The organism is Yersinia artesiana (assembly GCF_902726545.1).
Taxonomy (GTDB): domain Bacteria; phylum Pseudomonadota; class Gammaproteobacteria; order Enterobacterales; family Enterobacteriaceae; genus Yersinia; species Yersinia artesiana.
On record NZ_CACVAD010000015.1, the window covers coordinates 32,377 to 56,419 of the forward strand.

The following is a 24,043-nucleotide window of genomic DNA, read 5'->3' on the forward strand; positions in this document are numbered from 1 at the left end:
GGTTAATGACAAAGCTGTTGATAACTCGGTGAGCGAAGGGGCTATCGTACCTAGGGGCACTTCGACGGCTTACGCCGTTACGACCCCAACGGCACGCTTCCCCTTCATTTGATTTTGTCAGCAGTTTGAATGGCACAGCGAACTGTGCCATTGATATCTTTTAGACTAAGGTTGCAGCGGTATTAATGGCGGCGGTAGCTCTTCTGAGCGCTATTCACTTTCACCAGATAACGGCGAGATTCACCAGATGGGTGTTTAGTGGTTAGCGTTTGGAATACATCGCCTGGTGCCATATTGTTAATAATATTAACCGCTTGGTTCTTATCGCTGGAGAATACCCGCAACACGCTACCAGCACCGCCATTATAGGAAGTAATTACCGCATAACGACGTGAAGTGGCATTTTGAATACCGCCTAAATAGGTATTTTGCAAGATAGATAAATAGGCCGTACCTGCGTCGATATTATTTGCAGGGTCAAATAGATAACTGCGGCTAGGTTGACCACTTTTACCTTTCATTTTAAATACATCCCGCCCGGCAGTGTGCTGAACAACCTGCATCAGACCTAGCGCATCAGAGCCACTCACTGCATAAGGGTTGAAGCTCGATTCTGTTTGCATAATTGCCAGAATCAGTGATTCTTCTACACCATATTTTTCGGCTGATTGGCGCACCAGCGGCAGATATTTATGAGCTCGCTTATCCAGATGGTTAGGCACTAATTGCAGGGTCACCGACCAGATAACATGCAAACCAGACGTGCGTTTTTGCATTTTGTTTTGCAGTAAATAATCGGCGAAATGTGCAGCTCGCCATTCCCAACGAATAGGCTCGCCATTGTTATCCAGTACCTGCCCATAAAGGAACGGTTCTTTGCTGATTTGGATATCGTTGGCATCAGAATAGAGGTCGATAGAGCCTGGATCATCGCCCATTAATAATGTGGTAATGATCGCTTGGCGTAGATGAGCCGCCGGATCGGTCGTGGCAATAGTCTCAACTGTAATAGTACCGGCATCAAAGTTGATATGGCTGCGGGTTTGATATTGATCCGTATACTTAACGTAATCTTTCGGACCCGCTATTAAGACTTCTTTTAATCCCCAAATATTTTCAATGTTATGGGCAAACTGACCCATTAAAATTTCAAAACCGTTAGTGTCTTTGATAAAGGCTTCGTTATCTGCCTGATTTTTATTGCCTGAGCAAGACACTAACAAAGGTGCAATGACCAACAAAGCTAAAATTTTCTTCATCTTACAAGCCATATCTTAATGAGGAATTTACCCGCCATATTTCAAGTTACCCGTGCGTTAGCCACCTTTTTGTAACTCGATATATTTAGGGTAATACCCGTCATACGGTACGTTACCAGTGCGTTGGCCCCGAGTGATTACTGACTCGGCGGAGTATAACCTTCAATATGAACATCCTGCCCTTCGAACAGGAAATTGACCATTTCCTGTTCCAACAATTTGCGGTCTTCTACATTCATCATGCTGAGTTTCTTCTCATTAATCAGCATGGTTTGTTTAGCTATCCATTGTGACCAGGCCTCTTTCGAGATTTCGTTATAGATACGTTTGCCGATTTCGCCCGGATACAGCTGAAAATCTTGTCCTTCAGCTTCCTTTTTTAAAAACGTGCAAAAAATCGTTCTGCTCATGCTAAATCCTCTTCTATGACTGACGTCAAATAAAACTGTTTGGGTAGACGGCGGTGTTGCCTGTTATGGTTTTGCTAACTTAGTTTTTGCCAATTCTTCTTTTGCTAGCTCTTCTTTTGCTAACTGAAGTAATAAACGCTCAACTGGGGCGGCCAATCCTACCGACGGTGGCTGTGCTAAGTTATACCAGAGACCTGCTCCATCATCCATGCATCCACGAGTTGATGCCGCATCCAGCCACATTGGAACAATATCCAGATGGAAGTGGCTGAAGGTGTGACGAAAAGCAGTTAACTGCTGCAACTCACTGGCGGCCATGCCCCGTTGTTGCAGCCAGCTATCTAAATCCTCTTGCCCGGCGAATTGCGGGAAACAGAATAATCCGCCCCACAGCCCAACAGGTGGGCGTTGTTCGAGCCATACCTGAGAGCCGTTTTGCAGCAATAGAAAATAGGCCGTTTTTTCCGGTATCGTCTGCTTGGGTTTCTTACCTGGATAGTGCGCCCAGCTATGGTTGGCATAAGCGAGACAACCTATATTCAATGGGCAAAGTTCGCACTTGGGCTTGGAGCGAGTGCAGACAATAGCGCCTAAATCCATCATTGCCTGATTAAATTGGCCCACTCCCTTGGCTGGGGTGACATTCTCACTGATTTGCCACAGTCTCCCTTCGACATCTTTTTTACCCGGCCATCCCTCAACGGCGTAGCAACGAGCCAGAACTCGCTTAACATTTCCGTCCAAAATAGGGAAATGCTGCCCTAAAGAGAGCGATAAAATCGCGCCAGCCGTGGAACGGCCAATGCCGGGTAATGCGAGTATTTCGTCAAAAGTCGTCGGGAATTCACCCTGATGACGTTCAACAACTGTTTGGGCGGCTTTATGTAGGTTTCTGGCGCGGGCGTAGTAACCCAGGCCAGTCCATAAATGCAGAACTTCATCCAACGGAGCAGCGGCCAAAGCACGAATATCGGGGAAACGCAGCATAAAGCGTTGGAAATAGGGAATGACAGTCGCAACCTGCGTTTGTTGCAACATCACTTCTGATAGCCAGACTTGATACGGTGTTTTATCCAATTGCCATGGCAATGTTTTGCGGCCAAAGCGTTGGTACCACTCAAGTACCACGTGCGCGAATTGTTGCGCTTGCATCATAAGCAGGTATCGATATCCGGCAGAGAAATAAATTAGGGCTGGATTGCAGCATAGAGTTATCACGCTGTAAACCCCCATCGTTCCTGACACCACCACGGTGTTAGCTGCTTTTAATGCATATTAATTGGTTATTTACCGCTTAATTTTGTACTTATGGCCGCCAGAGTTGATAAACTGGCGTATCTTTGCATAATGCGCGTTCGTATACGCAACCAACAGACAGAAAGCACCATGATAAATGACGTCATATCTCCGGAATTTGATGAAAACGGCCGCGCGATGCGCCGTATTCGTAGTTTTGTCCGCCGTCAGGGGCGCCTGACCAAAGGCCAACAACTGGCGCTCGATAACTACTGGCCGGTGATGGGCGTAGAATATCAGCCAACCCCTGTTGACTTCACCGCCTTGTTTGGTCGTGAAGCGCCAGTGGTATTGGAAATCGGTTTTGGCATGGGAACCTCGCTGGTCACTATGGCTGCCAGTAATCCACAGCAGAATTTTCTGGGGATAGAAGTACACTCTCCGGGTGTTGGCGCATGCCTGGCTTCAGCACATGAAGCGGGCCTGAATAACTTGCGAGTTATGTGTCATGATGCGGTCGAAGTGCTGGAAAATATGATCCCAGATGCATCGCTGGATATGGTTCAGTTGTTTTTCCCTGACCCATGGCACAAAGCACGCCATAATAAACGTCGTATCGTCCAGACACCTTTTGTCGAATTAGTAAAAAGTAAATTAAAAGTGGGTGGCGTGTTCCATATGGCGACCGACTGGCAGCATTATGCGGAGCACATGCTGGAGGTGATGTCAGGTGCGAGTGGGTACCGCAATCTTTCAGAACAGAATGATTATGTTCCTCGTCCGGACTCGCGTCCGCTGACAAAATTTGAATTACGCGGCCAGCGCCTGGGACATGGCGTTTGGGATCTGATGTTTGAGAGGAAAGAATAATGGCTAAGAATCGTAGTCGTCGTTTACGCAAAAAAATGCATATCGACGAGTTTCAGGAATTAGGTTTTTCTGTGCAGTGGACCTTCCCTGAAGGCACTGGTGTGGATGTTATTGATGAAACTGTCGATGCTTTTATCGATGAAGTCATTGAAGCCAATGGCCTGGCATTTGATGGTAGCGGCTATTTGCAGTGGGAAGGCCTGATTTGCCTGCAAGAGATTGGTCATTGCACCGATGAACACCGTGCACTGGTAACTAAATGGCTGGAAGCTCGTAAATTGAAAAATGTTGAAACCAGTGAACTGTTTGATATCTGGTGGGATTGATCTTCCGTTTTAACGGTAGATAATTGATAAGGGCGCCTAATGCAGGCGCCTTTGTTTTTATCAGACGCAGTTAGCGGAAACGGTTACCGGAGATTGATTGGGAGCATTGTTGTGGCAGCAGCTTTAGGGGTAACAACAGGTTTAGATAATACCTTGCTGGCAGATATCTTGCAGCAGGTGCGCCCGCTGATTGGTCAAGGGAAAGTGGCGGATTATATCCCCGCCCTGGCCGAAGTTTCGGCTGATAAATTGGGTATCGCGGTCTGTACACTGGATGGCACGATATATCAGGCCGGAGATGCTAATGAGCGCTTTTCTATTCAATCGATTTCAAAAGTATTAAGTTTGACGCTGGCATTATCCCGTTATGGCGAGCAGGAAATATGGCAGCGAGTGGGTAAAGAGCCATCAGGCCAGCCGTTTAACTCGCTGGTGCAGCTAGAGTTAGAAAAGGGTAAACCGCGCAACCCGTTTATTAATCCGGGAGCGCTGGTGGTGTGCGATATGCTACAAAGCCGCCTGAGTGCACCGAAGCAAAGGATGTTAGAAGTGGTGCGCCAGTTAGTGAATGACGACAACATTAGTTACGACCCGCGTGTGGCGCGCTCGGAATTTGAGCATTCAGATCGCAATGCTGCTATTGCCTATCTAATGAAGTCTTTTGGTAATTTCAATAACGATGTCCTGACGGTACTGCAGACCTATTTCCACTATTGCGCCATGCGCATGAGTTGTGTCGAACTGGCTCGCTGCTTTGTCTATCTGGCAAATCAGGGGCGCAGTATTAGTGGGCATGGCTCGCTCATCACACCAATGCAAGCGCGGCAAATCAATGCTCTGATGATTACCAGCGGTATGTATGATGGAGCTGGTGAATTTGCTTTCCGCGTCGGTATGCCGGGGAAATCGGGGGTCGGAGGCGGGATTATCGCCATTGTGCCTGAGGAGTTATGTATTGCGGTTTGGTCACCGGAATTAGACCATGCGGGGAACTCTCTGGCCGGAACGGCTGCCTTAGAGCTACTGGCACAGCGGATTGGTCGCTCCATTTTTTAGGACAGCTCCCCTTCATGCCTAAAGTAAATTATGGCAGGGTGGGGATTAGCGCGTTATAAATAGCCATAGAAATGCAGGATGGTACAGTTTCTCAGGAGTCTTATGTTACTTAAAATGAAAGCATTACGAACGGTCGGCCTGGCAGTGTTGATGCTGACTGCTTGGCAGGCACAAGCTGATTATCAATGCAGCGTAAAGCCGCAGGATGATGTGATTATCAGCCCGCAATCCGTACAGGTGGAGGGTGCCAGCGGTAATTTGCAGATTTCGCCCGACGGTGATGTTACCCGTAATGGCAAGACATTAACTCTGACCGATGCGCAGCGCCAGCAGGCTTTCCGCTATCAGACGGCCTTGCGCAAAGATTTACCGTGGATAGACCAAGGGGCGCAGCAGCGCCTGGAAAAAGCGCGGGTTTCATTGGATAAAGTGATTGTTCAGCAACTGGGCAGCAACAGCAATGTGCGCAACCGGCTCACAACGCTGAATGATCAGCTTAAACAACAAATGAGCCGTATTATTGAGAAACGTAGCGACGGCTTAACTTTCCATCATAAAGCTATTGATGAGGTTGAAAAAGACGGTCGTCAGTTGGTGCAACAGAGCATGGGCGGTGTGTTGCAAGACAGTCTCAATGAAATGGGGGTTAAGCAGGCGACCAGTGGCGGTGGCGGTAATAATCCATTGCAGGCCATTATGGGCAATCTGGGTGGATTGCAGCAGGCTATCCAAAACGAATGGAATAATCAGGAGCAGGATTTCCAGCAATTCGGGCACGAGGTATGTGGTCGTGTGACGGCGCTGGAGCAGCAGCGTAAGGATTTACTCAAAGCATTAAACTAATAACATGCTTCGGATTTAACAGGTTCAGGTTGTGAATGTCATCTGAACCTGTTTTTCTCACTTATCGCTATAAAACAGGTAGCGTTACAAGAACAGTTCTAACAGCGAGTTAAGGAATAACTTCCCTTTCTCGGTGATCTGCCAGTATTCCTCTGTTTCGATTAAATATTCTTTCGCTAATGCCTCGTCCAGTTGTGGGCGAATTGTGCTTTCAGCTAATCCGGTAAAATGGGTGAAATCTGTTCGTGGCGCAGCTTCCAGTAAGCGGAAACGGTTCATAAAGAACTCAAAAGGCCGATCAGCGGCTTCTACCTCGTACTGCTTATCCAGATAGTTGCCCTGCATGAAACCACGGGGATGTTTGGTTTTTATCGTGCGTAGGATTCGCCCATCACTAAACGTGATTTTACCGTGTGCACCGCAGCCAATTCCCAGATAATCGCCAAAGCGCCAGTAGTTTAGGTTATGTTGGCATTGATAACCCGGTTTGGCATAGGCCGAGGTTTCATATTGCTGATACCCGGCGGCACTCAATAACTGATGCCCTTGCTGGAAGATATCCCACAACGCGTCGTCATCCGGCAGTATAGGAGGGCGCGAACTAAAGCCGGTGTTTGGCTCAATCGTCAACTGATACCAAGACAGGTGCGGTGGATTTAAAGCGATGGCCTGGCGCAAATCATCCAGTGCTTCTTCCAATGACTGATCCGGCAAGCCGTGCATTAAGTCCAGATTAAAACTGCGCAGCTCCAGTGAGGTTGCCAGTTCTGCGGCCCGCTTGGCCTCATCCGGCCCGTGTATCCGCCCCAGCCGTGTTAATTTCTCGGCACTGAAGCTTTGCACCCCAATTGAGATGCGATTGATACCGGCGCGCTGATAGCCGCTAAAGCGATCCGCTTCCACGGCACCGGGGTTGGCTTCCATGGTGATTTCAGCATCAATTGCCAGTGGCAATCTGGCTCGAACGCCATCAAGTAACTGTTGCATCGCCTCGGCGCTGAGCAAGCTTGGCGTGCCGCCACCAATAAAAATGGTGCTAATCTCACGACCACTGACCAGAGGCACGTCGACATCAAGATCCGCTAGCAAGTGCTCTACATATTCCTGGTGGGGGACATCTCCTTTCAGCGCATGGGAATTAAAGTCACAGTAAGGGCATTTCTGCACACACCAGGGAATGTGAATGTAGAGGCTAAGTGGGGGGAACTTAAGCATTGCGCAGGGCATCCAACATCAGTTTCAGTGCCTGACCACGATGGGAAACCGCGTGCTTTTCTTCTCTGCTCAACTCTGCGGCTGTTTTACCCAGTTCCGGAACATAAAAAATAGGGTCATAACCGAATCCAGCAGCGCCAGCAGGTTGGTGAGCAATCACACCCGGCCATTGACCATGGAATACCAATGGCGTTGGGTCTTCCGCATGGCGCATATAGACCAGCACACAATGGAATTGGGCACCGCGCTGTTCATCAGGAATATCTTTCAACGCGACCAGCAGCTTCTCAAGGTTTTGTTGATCACTGGCATCAGCACCGGCGTAGCGGGCGGAATAAATCCCAGGCGCCCCACCCAAAGCATCAACGGCCAAGCCAGAGTCATCAGCAATCGCCGGTAAACCGGTAGTTTGTGCGGCATGGCGCGCTTTCAATATGGCATTTTCGATAAAGGTTAAGCCGGTCTCTTCGGCAGATTCGACGCCCAGTTCGGTTTGCGCGACGACATCCAAACCAAAATCGGCCAGCAAGGTTGCCAGCTCACGCACTTTGCCGGGGTTACCGGTGGCTAATACTACTTTTTGCATGGAAGAGTCCTGAATTTCATTATTCTAGCGGGAAGTATTTATCATTCGAGCAGCGCCGCAACTTCAGGCGGGATCTGTTGTGGGTTAACGATTTTGATCTGTTTATGCCGCCCCAACTCACCTTTCTCGATAATTACCTGGCTTTTTGCTACCCGGAACTGTTTAGCGATAAACTTGATCAAATGGGCATTAGCTTGACCATCAACGGGTGGGGCGGTAATGGCGACTTTAAGCTCATCACCGTGTAAACCGACTATCTGGTCACGGCTGGCTTTTGGCTGAATATATAGCCTGAGCGCCAGCCCGTCCAGCAATGGGGTAACTGCACTCACAGCACGAACCAAAGCTCGCCTAGCAGATCCATACCTAAATAGTTGATCAGATACAGGATCAGAATAACCACCATCGCCGAGAAATCAATGCCGCCCATCGCGGGCAAAATGCGACGAATCGGTGCCATTAAAGGTTCGGTTAACTGATACAGCAGGTAGTCCATTGGGCTACGACCCTGACTGACCCAGCTCATTAGCGCACGAATGATCATCACCCAGAAAATCAGGTAACCGGCCGCTTTCACTAATGAAATAATACCAAACAGCAAGTTATACAGGCTGAGTGACATTGAACCGCTCTGAATCAGCACAAGCAGCGGGTACTTGATGGTCATCAGCAAGAACGCCAGCAGCAGCGATGCACTGTCGATCGGCCCCAGAGAAGGGATGACCCGGCGCAATGGGCCGACAATCGGTTGGGTTATTTTCACCACAAATTGTGAGAATGGGTTGTAGAAATCGCTGTGAACCCACTGCATCCAGATGCGCAACAGCAGTACCATCACATACAGGTCAATAACCGTTTTGGCCAGAAAAGTCAGCGTTAGCATGAGTTGCCTTAATCCTTAATTCAATAGGTATGCAGGTAAATAGACCGCCTATTTGCCTGCTTTCTCGGCCCCTATCTTAACGGGAAAGTATCAGGGCCAGTGTCGTGTTTTGTAAATTTTGCCGCTGTTAGAACAGCTTTTCCATTTCTTTTGCTCGCACAATGGCAGCTTGCATGGCACTGGAAACAATTTGAGGTAAGTGTTGTTCGTTAAATACCCGGATTGCTTCGGCCGTCGTCCCCCCTTTAGAGGTTACCTGTTCACGCAATGTTGAAAGTGGTAATTGCGGGTTGGCTTCCACTAATGCTGTTGCGCCGGATGCCGCTTGCTGCACCAGCATACGGGCGGTTTCACTGTCAAAACCTAAACGTTCGGCTTCTTGCTGCATCGCTTCCATAAACAGGAAGAAATAAGCTGGAGCACTACCTGCGGCGGCGATAACGCTGTTGATGCCGTTCTCATCATCAACCCAGCAAACTTTACCCACTGAGCTCATCAGTGAAGCTGTGAAATCACGGTCATCCTGTGAGACTTGCAGTGGTGCATACAGGCCGCTCATTCCTTTCCCCACCAGCGATGGTGTGTTGGGCATGATTCGTACCAGATTGAGATTATCGCCCAACAGCGCATAGAAACGGGCTACCTGCACACCAGCGGCGATAGACAGCACCAGCTTACCGGTAAAATCGATATTCTCCTGCAAGGGTTGGCATACCGCAGCCATTAATTGTGGCTTAACGGCTAAAACAACCACTTCTGCTTTTTTCGCTTCAGCAATATTGTTGTCGCTACTGATAACACCAAACTCGGCGGCAAGCGCATCACGGTTTTTAGCTGAAGGCGCACAAACGCTGATCATATTAGCGGGGTAACCACCTGCCACTAAACCCGCGATAATTGCGCGTGCCATATTGCCAGCGCCAATGAATGTAATGTTGCGATGTTGCATTAAATCAGTTCTCCTCATCCCCTGCGTATTTGAAGCCACAACGGTGTTAGCATCTCTCACTCACCCGAATCACTTACTTGTGTAAGCTCATCGGGATTCGCTCCTTTGCTGCCTTGCCGTGACTCCAACTACTTTGGGGCCATCTTTGTATTTGAAGCCACCGGGGGTTAAGCGCGGGCGCGGGAGCCAAAAATCGCGGTACCAATGCGCACCAAAGTACTGCCGGCCGCAATAGCTGCGGCCATATCATCCGTCATCCCCATGGAAAGCGTATCCATCTGAGGGTAGCTGGCTTTTAAAGTCAAGAACGCTTGATTCATTTGCTCAAATACCGCCAGTTGCCGTTGATAATCTGTTTCAGGTGCCGGAATGGCCATTAGCCCGCGCAAATGCAGATGAGGCAGTTCACTGATACTGGCCGCCAAAGCGGGCAGCTCCGCCAGTGCAATACCGGACTTACTCTGCTCATCACTGATATTGACCTGAATGAGGATATTCAGTGCTGGCATTTCTGGCGGGCGTTGAGCACTTAGGCGCTGTGCAATCTTGAGCCTATCGACGGTATGGCACCAGGCAAAATTCTCGGCGACTAATCTGCTTTTATTGGATTGCAGCGGGCCGATAAAGTGCCATTCAAGCTGGGAGACATGGGCGCTTTTCGCGAAATAGTGGATTTTATCCACCCCTTCCTGCACATAGTTTTCACCAAAAGCATATTGCCCAACGGCGATGGCTTCTTCGATAGCGCTCACAGGCTTGGTTTTACTGACTGCAAGCAATGTCACTTCTTCTGGAGAGCGCCCGCAGTTGCGTGCAGCGGCTGCGATTTTCGCTCTGACATCCTGTAGATTCTGCTCAATTGTGCTCATATGGACCCAGGAGTTTGATATGGATTTCACCTGTCTGGATGATAAAAACACAGACTCGGATAACCCTGAATTTAGGGGTGTTTCCACCAAATGCATTGATTTAGAAAAACCTGAACATGCCGATGGTGGCTTCAACGAACAGGATTTTGCTAATAAGGTGGCGGATAGTGTAAATCATAATGCATCGGATCTGCACCTTTGTACCGGTTATCATCCGGTATTGCGCATTGATGGTGAACTGAAAACCTTTACTCACTGGCCGCGCGTCAATGCCAGTTGGCTTAACGGCTTAAGCCAACATTTCTTGAGTGAGGTGCAACAACGGCAGTTGCAGCAAAATGGGCAGGTAGATTGTGCTTGTACCACCAGTGCCGGACAGCGGCTACGGGCGAATGTTTTTCAGCAACAGCACGGGCAATCGATAGCTTTTCGTGTGATTTCTGCAAGTAATCCCTCATTAGATGAATTGGATGCTCCAGATATTATTAGTCAGATAATCGAGCAAGATAATGGTTTAATTTTGGTGACCGGGGCGACAGGCAGTGGGAAATCTACCACATTGAGCGCGATGATCAGTGCGATGAATCAGAAGCAGGCGCGTCATATCATCACGCTGGAGGATCCGATCGAGTTTCTTCATAGCAGTAAATCATGTTTGATTCAGCAGCGGGAGTTGGGCCGTCACACTCATTCTTTCAGTAGCGCACTCACTGGGGCATTGCGCCAGGATCCCGATATCATTTTATTGGGAGAGTTGCGGGATCAAGAGACGATTCGTTTAGCACTGACGGCCGCTGAAACCGGGCACTTGGTATTGGCGACATTACATACTCGCACTGCGACTCAAGCCATCGATCGGCTGGTGGATGTTTTTCCTGTGGCAGAAAAAGCGGTAATTCAGGCGCAATTAGCGGCCAGCCTACGCGCAGTTATCGCACAAAAATTGTGTCATAAAGTGAGCAGCGGACGTATCGCCGTATTTGAGATACTGACGCAAACCACGGCGGTCAGTCATTTGATTCGTGAAGGTAAAACCTACCAGCTACCCTCGGTGATTCAGAGCGGTGGAAAATGGGGAATGCAAACTTTTGAGCAGGGCATGGCGCAGCGACAAATACAGGGTGTATTGGCAGAACATCATGTCAGTTAATGAAGCATGTTAGTCAATGGAGATAGAGCCGCTAACACCGCTGCGGCTCTCATTAAAATAGATGTTACCCAAAGTAATTGGTGTTGCAGCAAGGCAGCAAACGAATGCATCCCGATGAGCTTACAATGGTAAGTGATTCGGGTAAGTGAGAGCCGCTAACACCGCTGCGGCTCCAAGTACGAAGGGTAACTAGGCGGCTGGGATCTGCTGGGTAATACAATGAATATTACCGCCGCCTAAGAGGATCTCGCGAGCAGAGACGCCAACAATTGCATAGTCAGGGAATATCTGCTGCAACAGATCATGCGCCAGCCCATCAGTGCGGCTATCCAACAGCGGATAAATAATCTGTTGATTGCTGATCAGGAAGTTGACGTAAGAGCCGGCTAACCGCTCACCGGCGGTACGCGGCACGGCATCACTGGACAGCACATCGAAAGTCTCGGCTTCGGTGTTATACAGTGGGCCTGGCGCGGGTAGCTTCCAGATTTTTAGCTTACGGCCTTTGGCATCAACTGCATTGGATAAAACTTCAAAGGCGGCAACAGAACGCGCGTATTGCGGATCCTGCTGATCGTCAGTCCAATGCAGGGCGACTTCACCAGGGCGGACAAAACAGCACATATTGTCGATGTGACCATCGGTCTCATCGTTATAAACGCCGTCTTGTAACCAGATGAAATGTGTAACACCAAGGTATTCACGCAGTAACTGTTCAATCTGCACCTGATTCAAGTGCGGGTTGCGGTTAGGGTTCAACAAACACTCTGCGGTAGTCAGTAAAGTGCCTTCGCCATCAGTATGAATAGAGCCACCTTCCAGCACTAAGGGTGCGCTGTAATGGGCATTATTCAAGAAGTCACTCACTTGAACGGCAATTTTTTCATCTTGCTGCCAATTGGCATACAAACCGCCGTTAAGACCGCCCCAGGCATTGAACTGCCAGTCAACCGCGCGGCGTTCGCCTGCACCATTGATGACCATGGTCGGGCCAGTATCACGCATCCAGGCATCATCGCTTGCCATTTCCACCAGTGTGACACTGGCCGGTAGGGTTGCTTTGGCCTGCGCCATAAACTCAGCGGGAACCCCCATAAATACTGGGGTTGTGCGGATGATGGCTTCCGCTACTTTGGCAAAAGTCTGCTGAGCGGGAATACCCTTACCGCGCCAGTTATCCTGACGATATGGCCACAACATCCAGACGGCATCTTGCTTTGCCCATTCGGCTGGCATAAAGAAACCATCCTGCTGCGGAGTACCCGGCAGGGCTTGTGACGCAGCGTTTTGTAACACGGGATCTTTAACAGACATACATTATCTCCGGGTTTTACCGTCAGAAGTGGCAAGTGCCTGATACATTTCTGGACGGCGATCGCGGAATAAGCCCCATGACGCGCGTTGAGCAGCGATTTCCTGCAAATCGAACTGGTGAACCAACACAGCTTCGTCGGTTTTGTTGGCCTGAGCCAGCAGAGCGCCGGTTTGGTCTGCAATAAATGAAGAGCCGTAGAAGGTCATTTCCAAACCATCGATATATTTACTTTTCTCAGTACCAATGCGGTTAGAAGCAATCACTGGTACCAGGTTCGCGGCTGCATGGCCTTGCTGAACACGAGTCCAGTGCGGTTGGCTGTCGATGTCAGGATAAGCAGGCTCAGAACCAATAGCGGTTGGATAGAAAATGATTTCTGCCCCCAGCAATGCCAGGCTACGAGCAGTTTCCGGGAACCACTGATCCCAACAGATACCGACGCCGACTTTGGCATAGCGGGTCTGCCAGACTTTAAAGCCGGTATCGCCAGGGATAAAGAATTGTTTTTCCTGATAAGCCGGGCCATTAGGAATGTGAGTTTTGCGGTACACATCCAGTACGGAGCCATCAGCGTCAATCATGACCAGTGAGTTGTAATAGGCATTGTTGGCTTTCTCAAAGAAACTCAATGGCAATACCACTTCCAGCTCGGCTGCCAGCTTGGAAAAATGTTGGATAAGTGGGCTATTGTCCAGCTCTTGGGCCAGTGCATAGTGCTCAGGGCTTTGATCAATGCAGAAATAAGGTGCGGCAAACAGCTCCTGAATCAGGATGATTTGTGCACCCTTGGCATGAGCCTGACGTACCAGTTTCTCGGCATTTTCAATGTTCTTAGGCAGGTCCCAGGAACAGGCCATTTGAGTCGCAGCAACAGTTACTTTTGTCATGAGAAAACCTCAATAAATGTAAAAAACACCCGCGTAGGGTGTGCAATATTTTGAGCCGCTGATTGGCATCCATCCAGTATACAATTGTGCGGGCATGGGTGCCATTCATGCAGGAAATACTGGGTAGGATTGTGCCGACAGAATATGAAAAGTGAGGTATTTAGCCCGCTTGCTCATCAAACCAACTTTCCAGAATGATGACCGCAGAGGCGGCGTCGACACTGCCTTTGTCCAGCGCGCGATAGCCGCCACTGTCAAACAAATTAGCGCGAGCCTCGACAGTGCTGAGCCGTTCATCCTGTAAGGCAATTTGTACACCGAAACGGCCATGCAGGCGGTTGGCAAACCGGCGCGCGCGCGCCGTTAGCGGCTGCTCGGTGCCATCCATATTCAGTGGCAGCCCAACGACAACTAAATCTGGTTGCCACTCTTTCAACAGTTTTTCAACTTTCTGCCAGTCTGGCGTGCCGTCCTGAGCTTTAAAGGAGGTTAGCGCGCGGGCGGTGCCAGTGACTTCCTGACCAATAGCGACGCCGATACTTTTAGTACCAAAATCAAAGGCGACAATCGTGCGATTAGCCATCAGGCGTGTCCTGCTTGCGGAGCGATATTAAAGATATTGATACCCAGCTTATTGGCCGCAGCTTGCCAGCGCTCAGCAATCGGGGTGTTAAACAGGATATGCGTATCTGCTTCAATGGTCAGCCAGGCGTTATCCAGCAACTCCTGTTCCAATTGCCCCTGCTGCCAACCCGCATACCCCAGGGCTACCAACAAGTTTTTCGGCTGTTCCGGTGTCCCTAACGTCTCCAATACATCTTTAGAGGTCGTTATCATGGTATCTGGTGAGATAGGAATACTGGAGCCAAAACCTTCTTGTGGCGAATGCAGGATAAACCCACGATCTTCTGCCAGCGGGCCGCCAGCCAATACCGGTTTATCCAGCCGAATGGCGGGATCTCGTGGCGTTGGGCTTATTTTTAGTTTTTTCAGTACAGTTTCTACAGTGAACTGTTCCATCGGCTTGTTAATCACCAAACCCATGGCACCCTCTTTGTTATGCTCACAGATATAGATAACCGAGCGCATAAAGTGTGGATCTTGAAGTGAAGGCATAGCTATAAGGAAATGATGCTGTAAATTCATTATGTTATATAGAGGATTCGCTGAGTTAAGGGATAAGTTCTTGCCAGTATGCGGATAAATGCGAATAAAGTCACGGCTCCCCTTCGTCCTTGAAGCTGCAGGGTTGTTAGCTGCGTTCGCGCACCCGAATCACTTACTTGTTGTAGAACTTAAAATAAGCTCATCGGGATTTGCTCTCTTGCTGCCTACCTGCAACGTCAATGACTTTGGGGTTTTCCCTTCGTTCTTGAAGCCGCAGGGTTGTTAGCTGCGTTCATGACACGGCCCATCCTTGGGCCTTACTTCTACGAGGCCGCAGCAAGTAGCGCTCAAATCATTTTTTGGTTTTTCGCTCGTCCAGACGCTTTTGAATTGCATCCATCAGCATGCCGGTAATCGACACATCCGGGAAAGCGGCTTCAATTTCGCATATGCAGGTCGGGCTGGTGACGTTAATTTCAGTCAGGCGATCGCCGATGATATCCAGGCCGACAAAAATCAAGCCTTTTTGCTTCAGTATTGGTGCAACAGCGCGGGCAATTTTCCAATCACTTTCACTCAGTGGGCGGGCTTCGCCACGGCCACCGGCTGCCAAGTTACCGCGAGTTTCACCTTGCGCCGGAATACGTGCCAGGCAGTAAGGCACTGGCTCGCCATCCACCACCAACACGCGTTTATCGCCTTCTTTAATCGCGGGCAGGAAGTTTTGTGCCATGCAGAATCGGCTGCCCAACTCGGTCAGCGTTTCAATAATAACCGACAGGTTAGGGTCATCCTGTTTCACGCGAAATATTGAGGTGCCGCCCATACCATCCAGAGGTTTTAGAATGATATCGCCATGTTCCTGATGGAACTTGCGGATATGATCTTTGCTACGGCTGACCAGCGTATCTGGCGTTAATTCAGGGAACCACGCAGTAAACAGCTTTTCATTACAGTCACGTAGGCTCTGTGGTTTATTCACTACTAGCGTGCCTTTATCTTCCGCACGTTCCAGAATATAAGTGGCGTAGATGAACTCAGTATCAAACGGCGGATCTTTGCGCATCAGAATGACATCAAGGTCATGCAGTGGTACGTCTTGCTCTGCACCAAAACTGAACCAGTCGTTGTTGTCCTGTTTCACACTCAGCAAGCGAGTGTGGGCGCGGCCATCGCCTCCGCGCAGGTAAAGGTCGCCCATTTCCATATAATGCAGTTCCCAACCACGGCGCTGTGCTTCCAATAGCATAGCGAAGCTGGAGTCTTTCTTGATATTGATGGACGAGATTGGGTCCATTACGATGCCGAGCTTGATCATTCTTCTCTCCTAACGGGAACGAATTTTATCCCAGATCGCCAAACCGCACCTGCAAAGCAGTGATTGCGGTAAGGGCAGTAGTTTCGGTACGCAGCACTCGCGGCCCTAGCAGGATATCAGTAAATCCAAGGCGCGAGGTCATGGCAATTTCATCAGCAGAAAGGCCGCCTTCCGGGCCAATCAACAGACGCACTTTGTTGAGTGACGAGGGAAGGGTGTTAATGCTGTTGCTGGCACGCGGATGCAGATTCAACTTAAGGCTGTCATCTTGCTCTGCACACCATTCAGATAGCTGCATTGCTGCGCGGATCTCCGGGATCTTATTGCGCCCGCATTGTTCGCAGGCGGCAATAGCAATTTTCTGCCACTGCTGAATTTTCTTTGCCAGACGTTCGCCATCCAGCTTAACGCCGCAGCGCTCGGAAAACAGCGGAGTAATCACATTGACACCCAGCTCAATAGATTTCTGAACCGTAAACTCCATCTTTTCCCCACGGGAAATGACCTGGCCCAAATGTAGATTTAACGGGGATTCACGGTCTTCCCACTGCCCTTCGGCCAATCGGACAATCAGGTTTTTTTTATCCACCCGGATAATTTCAGCTGCGAAAACCTGATTACTGCCATCAAATAATTGCAGACTTTGGCCTTCAGTCATTCGCAGCACGCGGCCGACATGATTGGCGGCTTCATCACTAAGCGCCAATTCGGTATTTGCCTGTAGAGGCTGCGGGTGATAAATGCGGGGTATGCGCATAAGTTGTTTTGTGCCCTGAAACGAAAACTTTGACCAGTATACTAGATTAGCCTTTTTGCTGCTGGCAAGCGCGTTGTACATAAGGGTTATGATTCCCTTGTGCTTTTGCCACCCGTTCATCACGCAGACATTCCCAGTTGGTCACCGGATATTGACGACTCCACACCTCGAACAGCTTACTTTGTTGGCTGGAGAGCCGAAGTTGATATTGGTCGCGCATATAAAAGTAGGTACGGGCAATTGCACCACGTGCGCGCGCAGGAGGTTCAGCCAGCTTATTTTTGAAGTCGACTTTCATCTCGCACTGACCATATTGACCGTTGCCGCCATTCCACTGGGAATACATGAAGTTATTGCGGTCACCATTCACCTCGCCAATGGCGGGTTGCAGGTTATGCAGATCAGTTTCTATTTGGCGATAGATCGGATCTTTGGTGCAATTTTTGCGCCCACCTTGCTGCCAGCACTGGCGCTGGTGGCCAAATTGCCAAGCCGGGACGACATGTTCCCATTCAATCCGTGCTGCACGTTGGGCATTCTTCCGCGGTTGATAACCACAACTCTTCAGATTCGGAACCCCTTTTTTACCTTGCCAATCAATTTTGCAACCACAATAAAAGGTGCCGGGTGCATCCTGATTAATTTTCGCAGCAACAGCTTTGGCCTGAGAAAAGTTATTAATGCTTTGACTGTAACCGGAGAGTGGAAGTAGTGGCGAGGACAAAACCAGCAGGAATAGAAGTTTGCGTAACATATCTCAAAACAGCCTGATAATGAAAAACAGGCAGGTTATAGATAATAGTCATGAATGGCAAATTAACCTGCTGTTTTATAACAATTAACGTTAATTTTTAACAGCTTTTTGTCGCGATAAATTGCAGTTTTTCACCACATTGGCGGCAGCGGTATTCGCTCTCACCGCGCTGAACTTTATTGTGGCGGCGAATAGTTAAGGTGTGTTGCTGGCATTTGCACTGATAATTAAAAGTCTTACTGCGCACCGAGGTGACTTCAAACTGATGCGTACGGCTGGCCGGGACTTGCAGCACATGCTCCATCATCCAACGCCATTCTTTACCGTGGGGAGGAACCCGACCAAATTGGCGATAAACCAGCAAATGGGCCAATTCATGAGGTACAACTTCATCAATAAAAGGCTGTTGATTTTCCAGTAATAATACTGGATTGAGACGAATTTCGAAGGATTGTAGATAAGCGCTGCCCGCGCTGGTACCACGTTGATGATAGTTGATTTTTGGCTCCGGATAATCGGTACCAAGATGCTGATTTGCCAGCTGCAATTTATGGCGCAAACAGCGCATAACTGCTTGCTGTAGCGCGATGGGGATTCTTAATGAACTCATATCGCGGAAGAATAAAACGGCAGATAGCCAGATGCAAGCCAGTAGGTCGGACAATTTTCAATTGATCATTATGCAAATATATATAATATAAAAATATATAATGAAACTGAAGCATTAGAGATGCATATGAATAACGATAAAACCATCAGTATGGATCTGATGAGATATGCGGCAGGGCAGGCTTGTGATGTGCTGAAAATATTAGCAAATGAAGATCGGTTGTTGTTGCTGTGCCAACTGAGTCAGGGAGAAAAGGCGGTCGGCGAACTGGAAGAGGCTCTGGGTATTCACCAACCGACACTCTCGCAACAACTTGCTGTACTGCGTAGTGATGGGCTGGTGAACACCCGCAGAGAGGGGAAACGCATATTTTATTCGATCGCTGATAGTAAAGTATTGGCACTGCTTGAGGTGCTGTATCAGCTTTATTGCCCACAAGAGAAGGAGGGCGTATGACTATCGATTGGGCTAATTTCACTCCCTTCAGTGCACTGGCTGGTGGCGCGCTATTGGGCATTGCCGTGACAATTTTATGGCTTTGCAATGGCCGTATTGCCGGTATTAGCGGCATTTTAGGCGGATTATTGCCACCCAAAATGGGGGACACTTCCTGGCGCGTTGCTTTCCTCTTAGGCCTGATTATGACCCCTGCCATTTATTCACTTTTTACGGCTCTGCCGGTGATTCAGATTGATGCAGGTTTGCCGGTTCTGATCGTGGCCGGATTATTGGTGGGGATTGGAACTCGCTACGGTGCCGGTTGCACCAGCGGACATGGTGTCTGTGGCTTAGCGCGTTTCTCACCACGTTCATTGCTGGCGACACTAAGCTTTATGCTTACCGGTTTTGCAACCGTGTGGCTTGTTCGCCATCTATTCGCTTAGACGTAGGAAGGGAATATGAATTTACTTTTCTCATTACTTGCCGGGCTGGTTTTTGGTCTGGGGCTGATAATCGCAGGTATGGCGAATCCAGCGAAGGTGCTTGGTTTTCTGGATATTGGTGGCTTGTGGGACCCATCGCTGGCGCTGGTGATGGCCGCCGCAGTGGTGGTCGCGACTCTTGGTTTTGGTTGGGCTAAAAAGCGCAAAACCAGTTTGCTTGGATATCCTCTTCAATTACCAACATCCACCCGTATTGATCGCCGCTTAATCGGTGGCAGTATGTTATTTGGTATTGGCTGGGGGCTGGCGGGGATATGCCCAGGGCCGGCGTTGGTGCTACTGGGCGCTGGGATGTACAAAGGCATTATCTTTACCGCCGCGATGGTGGCAGGAATGGCAATATTCAGCGTGATTGAGCGTTATCGGCAGTCATAAACATCAAGCATAAAAAAACCCCGGCTGGCGGGGTTTTTGCAATTTGAACTGACCGGATGAAACTTATTTCAGGCCGGCAGCATCACGCAACAAGGCGGCTTTGTCGGTTTTTTCCCAAGGGAATTCTTCACGACCAAAGTGACCATAAGCGGCTGTTTTGCGATAGATTGGGTGCAACAGGTCCAGCATCTGAATCAGGCCATAAGGGCGCAGTTCGAAGAACTCACGCACCAGAGCGACCAATTTATCTTCCGCGATCTTACCGGTGCCGAAGGTTTCCACCATGATGGAAGTCGGCTCTGCAACACCAATGGCGTAAGAAACCTGAATTTCGCAACGATCAGCCAGACCAGCCGCGACGATATTTTTTGCCACATAGCGAGCAGCATAGGCAGCAGAACGGTCCACTTTGGATGGATCTTTACCAGAGAATGCGCCACCACCATGACGTGCCATGCCGCCGTAGGTATCAACGATAATTTTACGGCCAGTCAGACCACAGTCGCCCATTGGGCCACCGATAACAAAACGGCCGGTTGGGTTAATATGATATTTGGTCTCTTTGGTGAGCCACTCGGCTGGCAGAACCGGCTTGATGATTTCTTCCATCACCGCTTCTTGTAAATCGGTCAGGCTAATATCATCTGAATGCTGAGTTGACAGAACTACCGCATCAATACCGACAATTTTGCCGTCATCATATTGGAAGGTAATCTGGCTTTTTGCATCTGGGCGTAGCCATGGCAAAGTGCCATTTTTACGTACAGCAGCCTGACGCTCGACCAAACGGTGAGCATAAGTAATTGGCGCGGGCATCAAAACGCTGGTTTCGTTGGTGGCGTAACCGAACATCAAACCTTGGTCACCTGCGCCTTGCTCCAGTGGATCGGCACGGTCAACACCTTGGTTGATATCAGGAGACTGCTTACCAATAGCGCTCAAAACGGCACAAGAGTTAGCATCAAAACCCATCTCAGAATTAACATAGCCGATTTCGCGCACAGTACGACGGGTGATCTCTTCGATATCTACCCACGCGTTAGTGGTGACTTCACCGCCAACTAATACCATACCCGTTTTGACATAGGTCTCGCAGGCAACACGTGCTTTTGGATCTTGTTCAAGAATTGCGTCAAGCACGGCATCGGAAATTTGATCGGCAACTTTGTCAGGGTGTCCTTCGGAAACCGATTCCGACGTAAATAGGTGTTTAGCCATTATTTTCTTTACCTTGAATACAAGTGAAATGTCACTGCATAGCATTGAAGTCAAGCAACCAAAGCCGTGGTTTGCATGGGCTTTTTGTTACATTGCGCTTTACAACGCCCCTTTAGGCAAAGCCTTTAGCAGTCTATCCCTTTAGAAGTCCGTCATAATGATGATAACGACACAGACATTCTAGCAATTAAAATGGATGGATGTATTAACATCTGGACGTCTATTTTAGGTCAGCTTTTGCTATTAATGCCAGCCCTTTTTGCATCAAGATATTTCTTGCTTTGGTTGTCAGTTGATTTATTTACTGCTTGATACACTTGCAGGCCATTTTCATTTTGCATTTTGCTCGCGTTATAGGTATAAACTGCGCGCGCAGCTTATTTGATACGCAATGATGAAGATGGCAGAAGATGACATTAGCTCATTGTGAGGTTTTTAGTGATGGCACTCAATCTTATGAGCGCATTGTTACGATGAGCACTAAAATGGCAGCGTCATCATATTGTTACCTATGTCTATTATATTAAGTCTTGCCCGTTCATCATGAGCGGCATGCGTGGAGGTGGTTGGATTAATGATCCGTTGTCTACTGGTTGCTGCACATCAACAGCTGCGTCGTTCTGACGTTCAATCCCCCCTTGCAACCTTCCTTTCTTGTACACCATCAAGGCGATGTTACACCCATATGGGTGCGACGCAGGATTCGCGGGCCGGTTAATTACCGCCTACAGCACTGAGTCTGGCTAGCTTGAGGACTTTGCGGCTAATCCGATTCACAAAATCTTAATACGTATTTACAGTCAAACGTATTTTACATTTAAACGTGTTTTACCCTGTTTTGGGTAATGAATAGCTGAGATAAACCGTTCGTGGATCGCGCTTTCCAGCGTAATATTCTGCCAATTTGGCATTCACGCGGGTTGTCCTTGTTGGTTGTAGCTGCGATAGTGGCTGACTTTATCGTCAGTATCGCAATAGAGGCGAATTATGTCTGATGATAACTTGATTGGCCGTCCGTCAGCTGCGGGCGCACATGTTTCTTTACGCTCCATGCAGGAGGTTGCCATGAATGATTGTAATGCCAGTAAGATGCTGAGCACGTATAACGTCGCCTACTGGGGTGGCAACTATTATGACGTCAATGAACTCGGTCATATCAGTGTTTGCCCTGATCCCGATAATCGCGAGGCACGTGTCGATCTGGCTGTATTGGTCAAAGAAATGCAGCGTGAAAAGGGACAACGCCTGCCTGCGTTATTCTGTTTTCCACAAATTTTACAGCATCGCCTGCGCTCAATTAATGGTGCATTTAAACGTGCGCGCGAGTCGTTTGGCTATGAAGGTGATTACTTCCTGGTTTATCCGATTAAGGTTAATCAGCATCGCCGGGTTATTGAGTCACTGGTTAATTCCGGTGAACCGTTAGGGCTGGAAGCCGGTTCTAAAGCCGAAATGATGGCGGTTCTGGCACATGCTGGTATGACGCGCTCAGTCATCGTTTGTAATGGCTATAAAGACCGTGAATATATCCGCTTGGCATTAATCGGCGAAAAACTGGGCCATAAGGTTTATCTGGTTATCGAAAAGATGTCAGAAATCAAAATGGTACTGGAAGAAGCCGAACGTCTGAATGTCGTTCCACGCTTGGGTGTCCGTGCGCGTTTGGCATCACAAGGCTCCGGTAAATGGCAGGCGAGCGGTGGTGAAAAATCCAAATTCGGTTTGTCTGCGACTCAGGTGTTGCAGTTGGTTGATATGTTACGTGAAGCCGGTCGTCTGGACAGCCTGCAATTGCTGCATTTCCATTTAGGCTCTCAGCTGTCCAACATCCGTGATATCTCCACAGGTGTGCGTGAATCTGCCCGTTTCTATGTGGAATTACACAAACTGGGTGTCAATATCCAGTGTTTCGATGTCGGTGGTGGTTTAGGTGTGGATTACGAAGGGACGCGCTCCCAATCTGATTGTTCAGTTAACTATGGCTTGAATGAATATGCCAATAACGTTATCTGGGGGATTGGTGATGCTTGTAATGAACATGGTTTGCCACATCCTACCGTGATTACCGAGTCGGGGCGCGCAGTTACCGCGCATCATACCGTGCTGGTTTCCAATGTTATCGGCGTGGAACGTAATGAGTTCAATGAGTCACAGCCACAACCACCAGCGGATGATGCGCCACGCGCGCTGGAAAGTTTGTGGGAAACCTGGCAAGAAATGCAAGAGCCGGAAAATCGCCGTTCTCTGCGCGAATGGCTGCACGACAGCCAGATGGATTTGCATGATGTGCATACTCAATACGCTCACGGTATGTTGGAATTGACACAGCGCGCATGGGCTGAAGAGCTGTATCTAAGCATTTGTAATGAGATCCAAAAGCAGTTGGATCCGAGCAACCGTGCACACCGACCAATCATCGATGAGCTGCAAGAACGTATGGCTGACAAGCTATATGTGAATTTCTCGCTGTTCCAGTCAATGCCGGATGCATGGGGTATTGATCAGCTTTTCCCCGTCTTACCATTGGAAGGGCTAGATAAGCCACCAGAGCGCCGTGCGGTGTTGTTGGATATCACCTGTGATTCCGACGGGACTATCGATCATTATATCGACGGCGACGGGGTGGCTACCACCATGCCGATGCCGCCATATGATGCCGAAAACCCACCGCTGCTGGGCTTCTTTATGGTCGGTGCCTATCAGGAAATTCTGGGCAATATGCACAATTTGTTCGGCGACACCTCGGCAGTCGATGTATTTGTCTTCCCTGACGGTGCGGTAGAGGTCGAGCAGACAGATGAAGGCGATACGGTGGCAGATATGCTGGAATATGTGCAGTTGAATCCAAAGAAATTGCTGCAACAGTTCTCCAAACAAGTGAAAGAAACCGATCTGGATGCCGAGTTACAAGCTCAATTTATGGAAGAGTTTGAAACCGGTCTGTACGGTTACACTTATCTCGAAGATGAATAAGTATTAGTGACTGATTAACAGCACCTTAAGGGCAAACTCAGGTTTGCCCTTTTTGTTTCTACCCCTACTGGTGATTGGCCCAATCTCAACCACACTGATATAAGTGATTTTATCTGTGCTGCATTGGTATGTG

At 48.9% G+C, this 24,043-nt stretch carries 28 protein-coding genes; 10 read left to right on the forward strand and 18 right to left on the reverse strand.

What is annotated here, in order from left to right; all coding sequences use genetic code 11:
* Positions 1-182: 182 nt before the first annotated feature.
* The 3 genes from mltC to mutY form a co-directional block, all read right to left on the reverse strand.
* Positions 183-1,259, reverse strand: a complete 1,077-nt coding sequence (mltC, locus tag HU019_RS06865) for a membrane-bound lytic murein transglycosylase MltC (RefSeq protein ID WP_005157159.1) — start codon at positions 1,257-1,259, stop codon at positions 183-185.
* Between the two features lie 137 nt (positions 1,260-1,396).
* On the reverse strand, positions 1,397-1,669 hold the full coding sequence (locus HU019_RS06870; RefSeq protein ID WP_050078903.1) for an oxidative damage protection protein: 273 nt from the start codon (positions 1,667-1,669) through the stop codon (positions 1,397-1,399).
* 63 nt (positions 1,670-1,732) lie between these two features.
* Entirely contained in the window at positions 1,733-2,824 is a 1,092-nt protein-coding gene (mutY, locus tag HU019_RS06875; protein WP_174847823.1) for an A/G-specific adenine glycosylase, read from the reverse strand.
* 231 nt (positions 2,825-3,055) lie between these two features.
* On the opposite strand from mutY, the gene trmB reads away from it, so the two are divergent.
* The 4 genes from trmB to HU019_RS06895 all read left to right on the forward strand — a co-directional run bounded on the left by trmB (position 3,056) and on the right by HU019_RS06895 (position 6,000).
* Positions 3,056-3,775 carry a tRNA (guanosine(46)-N7)-methyltransferase TrmB gene (gene trmB / locus HU019_RS06880; protein ID WP_174847901.1) on the forward strand — a complete coding sequence of 240 codons (720 nt, stop codon included), beginning with the start codon at positions 3,056-3,058 and terminating at the stop codon, positions 3,773-3,775.
* Positions 3,775-4,101 (forward strand): YggL family protein, encoded by a 327-nt coding sequence (locus tag HU019_RS06885; protein WP_005173625.1) that lies wholly within the window; start codon positions 3,775-3,777, stop codon positions 4,099-4,101. The genes trmB and HU019_RS06885 overlap by 1 nt, the downstream gene beginning before the upstream one ends.
* A 39-nt stretch (positions 4,102-4,140) precedes the next feature.
* A complete protein-coding gene (gene glsB / locus HU019_RS06890; protein ID WP_227739217.1) occupies positions 4,141-5,157 on the forward strand; it encodes a glutaminase B in 1,017 nt (338 codons plus the stop codon).
* A 102-nt stretch (positions 5,158-5,259) separates the two neighbouring features.
* On the forward strand, positions 5,260-6,000 hold the full coding sequence (locus tag HU019_RS06895) for a YggN family protein (RefSeq protein ID WP_174847821.1): 741 nt from the start codon (positions 5,260-5,262) through the stop codon (positions 5,998-6,000).
* An 84-nt stretch (positions 6,001-6,084) separates the two neighbouring features.
* Here the strand turns inward: HU019_RS06895 and hemW are convergent, their stop codons facing one another.
* The 6 genes from hemW to HU019_RS06925 form a co-directional block, all read right to left on the reverse strand.
* Positions 6,085-7,215, reverse strand: a complete 1,131-nt coding sequence (gene hemW, locus HU019_RS06900; protein ID WP_174847820.1) for a radical SAM family heme chaperone HemW — start codon at positions 7,213-7,215, stop codon at positions 6,085-6,087.
* Positions 7,208-7,801 (reverse strand): XTP/dITP diphosphatase, encoded by a 594-nt coding sequence (locus tag HU019_RS06905; protein WP_174847819.1) that lies wholly within the window; start codon positions 7,799-7,801, stop codon positions 7,208-7,210. The genes hemW and HU019_RS06905 overlap by 8 nt, the downstream gene beginning before the upstream one ends.
* A gap of 41 nt (positions 7,802-7,842) precedes the next feature.
* Positions 7,843-8,133 carry a DUF167 family protein YggU gene (gene yggU / locus HU019_RS06910; protein ID WP_005157143.1) on the reverse strand — a complete coding sequence of 97 codons (291 nt, stop codon included), beginning with the start codon at positions 8,131-8,133 and terminating at the stop codon, positions 7,843-7,845.
* Positions 8,130-8,684 carry a YggT family protein gene (locus HU019_RS06915; RefSeq protein ID WP_005157142.1) on the reverse strand — a complete coding sequence of 185 codons (555 nt, stop codon included), beginning with the start codon at positions 8,682-8,684 and terminating at the stop codon, positions 8,130-8,132. The genes yggU and HU019_RS06915 overlap by 4 nt, the downstream gene beginning before the upstream one ends.
* Before the next feature lie 127 nt (positions 8,685-8,811).
* Positions 8,812-9,633 carry a pyrroline-5-carboxylate reductase gene (gene proC, locus HU019_RS06920; protein ID WP_174847818.1) on the reverse strand — a complete coding sequence of 274 codons (822 nt, stop codon included), beginning with the start codon at positions 9,631-9,633 and terminating at the stop codon, positions 8,812-8,814.
* A 167-nt stretch (positions 9,634-9,800) separates the two neighbouring features.
* A complete protein-coding gene (locus HU019_RS06925; RefSeq protein ID WP_174847817.1) occupies positions 9,801-10,502 on the reverse strand; it encodes a YggS family pyridoxal phosphate-dependent enzyme in 702 nt (233 codons plus the stop codon).
* A 19-nt stretch (positions 10,503-10,521) separates the two neighbouring features.
* Here HU019_RS06925 and HU019_RS06930 point away from each other — a divergent pair, with 19 nt between their 5' ends.
* On the forward strand, positions 10,522-11,652 hold the full coding sequence (locus tag HU019_RS06930; RefSeq protein WP_174847816.1) for a type IV pilus twitching motility protein PilT: 1,131 nt from the start codon (positions 10,522-10,524) through the stop codon (positions 11,650-11,652).
* A gap of 189 nt (positions 11,653-11,841) precedes the next feature.
* On the opposite strand, the gene aguA is transcribed toward HU019_RS06930, so the two are convergent.
* The 8 genes from aguA to HU019_RS06970 form a co-directional block, all read right to left on the reverse strand.
* Positions 11,842-12,966, reverse strand: a complete 1,125-nt coding sequence (aguA, locus tag HU019_RS06935) for an agmatine deiminase (protein WP_174847815.1) — start codon at positions 12,964-12,966, stop codon at positions 11,842-11,844.
* A 3-nt stretch (positions 12,967-12,969) separates the two neighbouring features.
* On the reverse strand, positions 12,970-13,854 hold the full coding sequence (gene aguB / locus HU019_RS06940; RefSeq protein WP_174847814.1) for an N-carbamoylputrescine amidase: 885 nt from the start codon (positions 13,852-13,854) through the stop codon (positions 12,970-12,972).
* Positions 13,855-14,014: 160 nt separating this feature from the next.
* Positions 14,015-14,437: a Holliday junction resolvase RuvX gene (gene ruvX / locus HU019_RS06945; protein WP_005157116.1), complete on the reverse strand. Its 423-nt coding sequence runs from the start codon at positions 14,435-14,437 to the stop codon at positions 14,015-14,017.
* Positions 14,437-15,000: a YqgE/AlgH family protein gene (locus tag HU019_RS06950; RefSeq protein ID WP_174847813.1), complete on the reverse strand. Its 564-nt coding sequence runs from the start codon at positions 14,998-15,000 to the stop codon at positions 14,437-14,439. Before HU019_RS06950 ends, ruvX begins: the two co-directional genes overlap by 1 nt.
* 313 nt (positions 15,001-15,313) lie before the next feature.
* Positions 15,314-16,279, reverse strand: a complete 966-nt coding sequence (gene gshB, locus HU019_RS06955; protein ID WP_174847812.1) for a glutathione synthase — start codon at positions 16,277-16,279, stop codon at positions 15,314-15,316.
* Between the two features lie 25 nt (positions 16,280-16,304).
* Positions 16,305-17,036 (reverse strand): 16S rRNA (uracil(1498)-N(3))-methyltransferase, encoded by a 732-nt coding sequence (gene rsmE, locus HU019_RS06960; protein WP_174847811.1) that lies wholly within the window; start codon positions 17,034-17,036, stop codon positions 16,305-16,307.
* Between the two features lie 46 nt (positions 17,037-17,082).
* Positions 17,083-17,790, reverse strand: a complete 708-nt coding sequence (endA, locus tag HU019_RS06965) for a deoxyribonuclease I (protein ID WP_174847810.1) — start codon at positions 17,788-17,790, stop codon at positions 17,083-17,085.
* Between the two features lie 97 nt (positions 17,791-17,887).
* On the reverse strand, positions 17,888-18,400 hold the full coding sequence (locus tag HU019_RS06970) for a SprT family zinc-dependent metalloprotease (protein WP_174847900.1): 513 nt from the start codon (positions 18,398-18,400) through the stop codon (positions 17,888-17,890).
* A 126-nt stretch (positions 18,401-18,526) separates the two neighbouring features.
* Here HU019_RS06970 and HU019_RS06975 point away from each other — a divergent pair, with 126 nt between their 5' ends.
* From HU019_RS06975 to HU019_RS06985, 3 genes are read left to right on the forward strand one after another with little or no spacing between them, the layout of a single operon-like run.
* Positions 18,527-18,856 (forward strand): ArsR/SmtB family transcription factor, encoded by a 330-nt coding sequence (locus HU019_RS06975; protein ID WP_174847809.1) that lies wholly within the window; start codon positions 18,527-18,529, stop codon positions 18,854-18,856.
* A complete protein-coding gene (locus tag HU019_RS06980) occupies positions 18,853-19,284 on the forward strand; it encodes a YeeE/YedE family protein (protein ID WP_174847808.1) in 432 nt (143 codons plus the stop codon). The genes HU019_RS06975 and HU019_RS06980 overlap by 4 nt, the downstream gene beginning before the upstream one ends.
* A gap of 15 nt (positions 19,285-19,299) precedes the next feature.
* Complete coding sequence (locus HU019_RS06985) at positions 19,300-19,719, forward strand: DUF6691 family protein (RefSeq protein WP_174847807.1); 420 nt, start codon at positions 19,300-19,302, stop codon at positions 19,717-19,719.
* Between the two features lie 63 nt (positions 19,720-19,782).
* Here the strand turns inward: HU019_RS06985 and metK are convergent, their stop codons facing one another.
* Positions 19,783-20,937 (reverse strand): methionine adenosyltransferase, encoded by a 1,155-nt coding sequence (gene metK / locus HU019_RS06990; RefSeq protein WP_050078921.1) that lies wholly within the window; start codon positions 20,935-20,937, stop codon positions 19,783-19,785.
* A gap of 574 nt (positions 20,938-21,511) precedes the next feature.
* Between metK and HU019_RS20575 the strand changes: the two genes are divergently transcribed.
* Together HU019_RS20575 and speA are read left to right on the forward strand one after the other, a co-directional pair.
* Positions 21,512-21,655 (forward strand): hypothetical protein, encoded by a 144-nt coding sequence (locus HU019_RS20575; protein ID WP_418394564.1) that lies wholly within the window; start codon positions 21,512-21,514, stop codon positions 21,653-21,655.
* A 269-nt stretch (positions 21,656-21,924) separates the two neighbouring features.
* Entirely contained in the window at positions 21,925-23,910 is a 1,986-nt protein-coding gene (speA, locus tag HU019_RS06995; protein ID WP_174847806.1) for a biosynthetic arginine decarboxylase, read from the forward strand.
* The last annotated feature ends 133 nt before the right edge of the window (positions 23,911-24,043 follow it).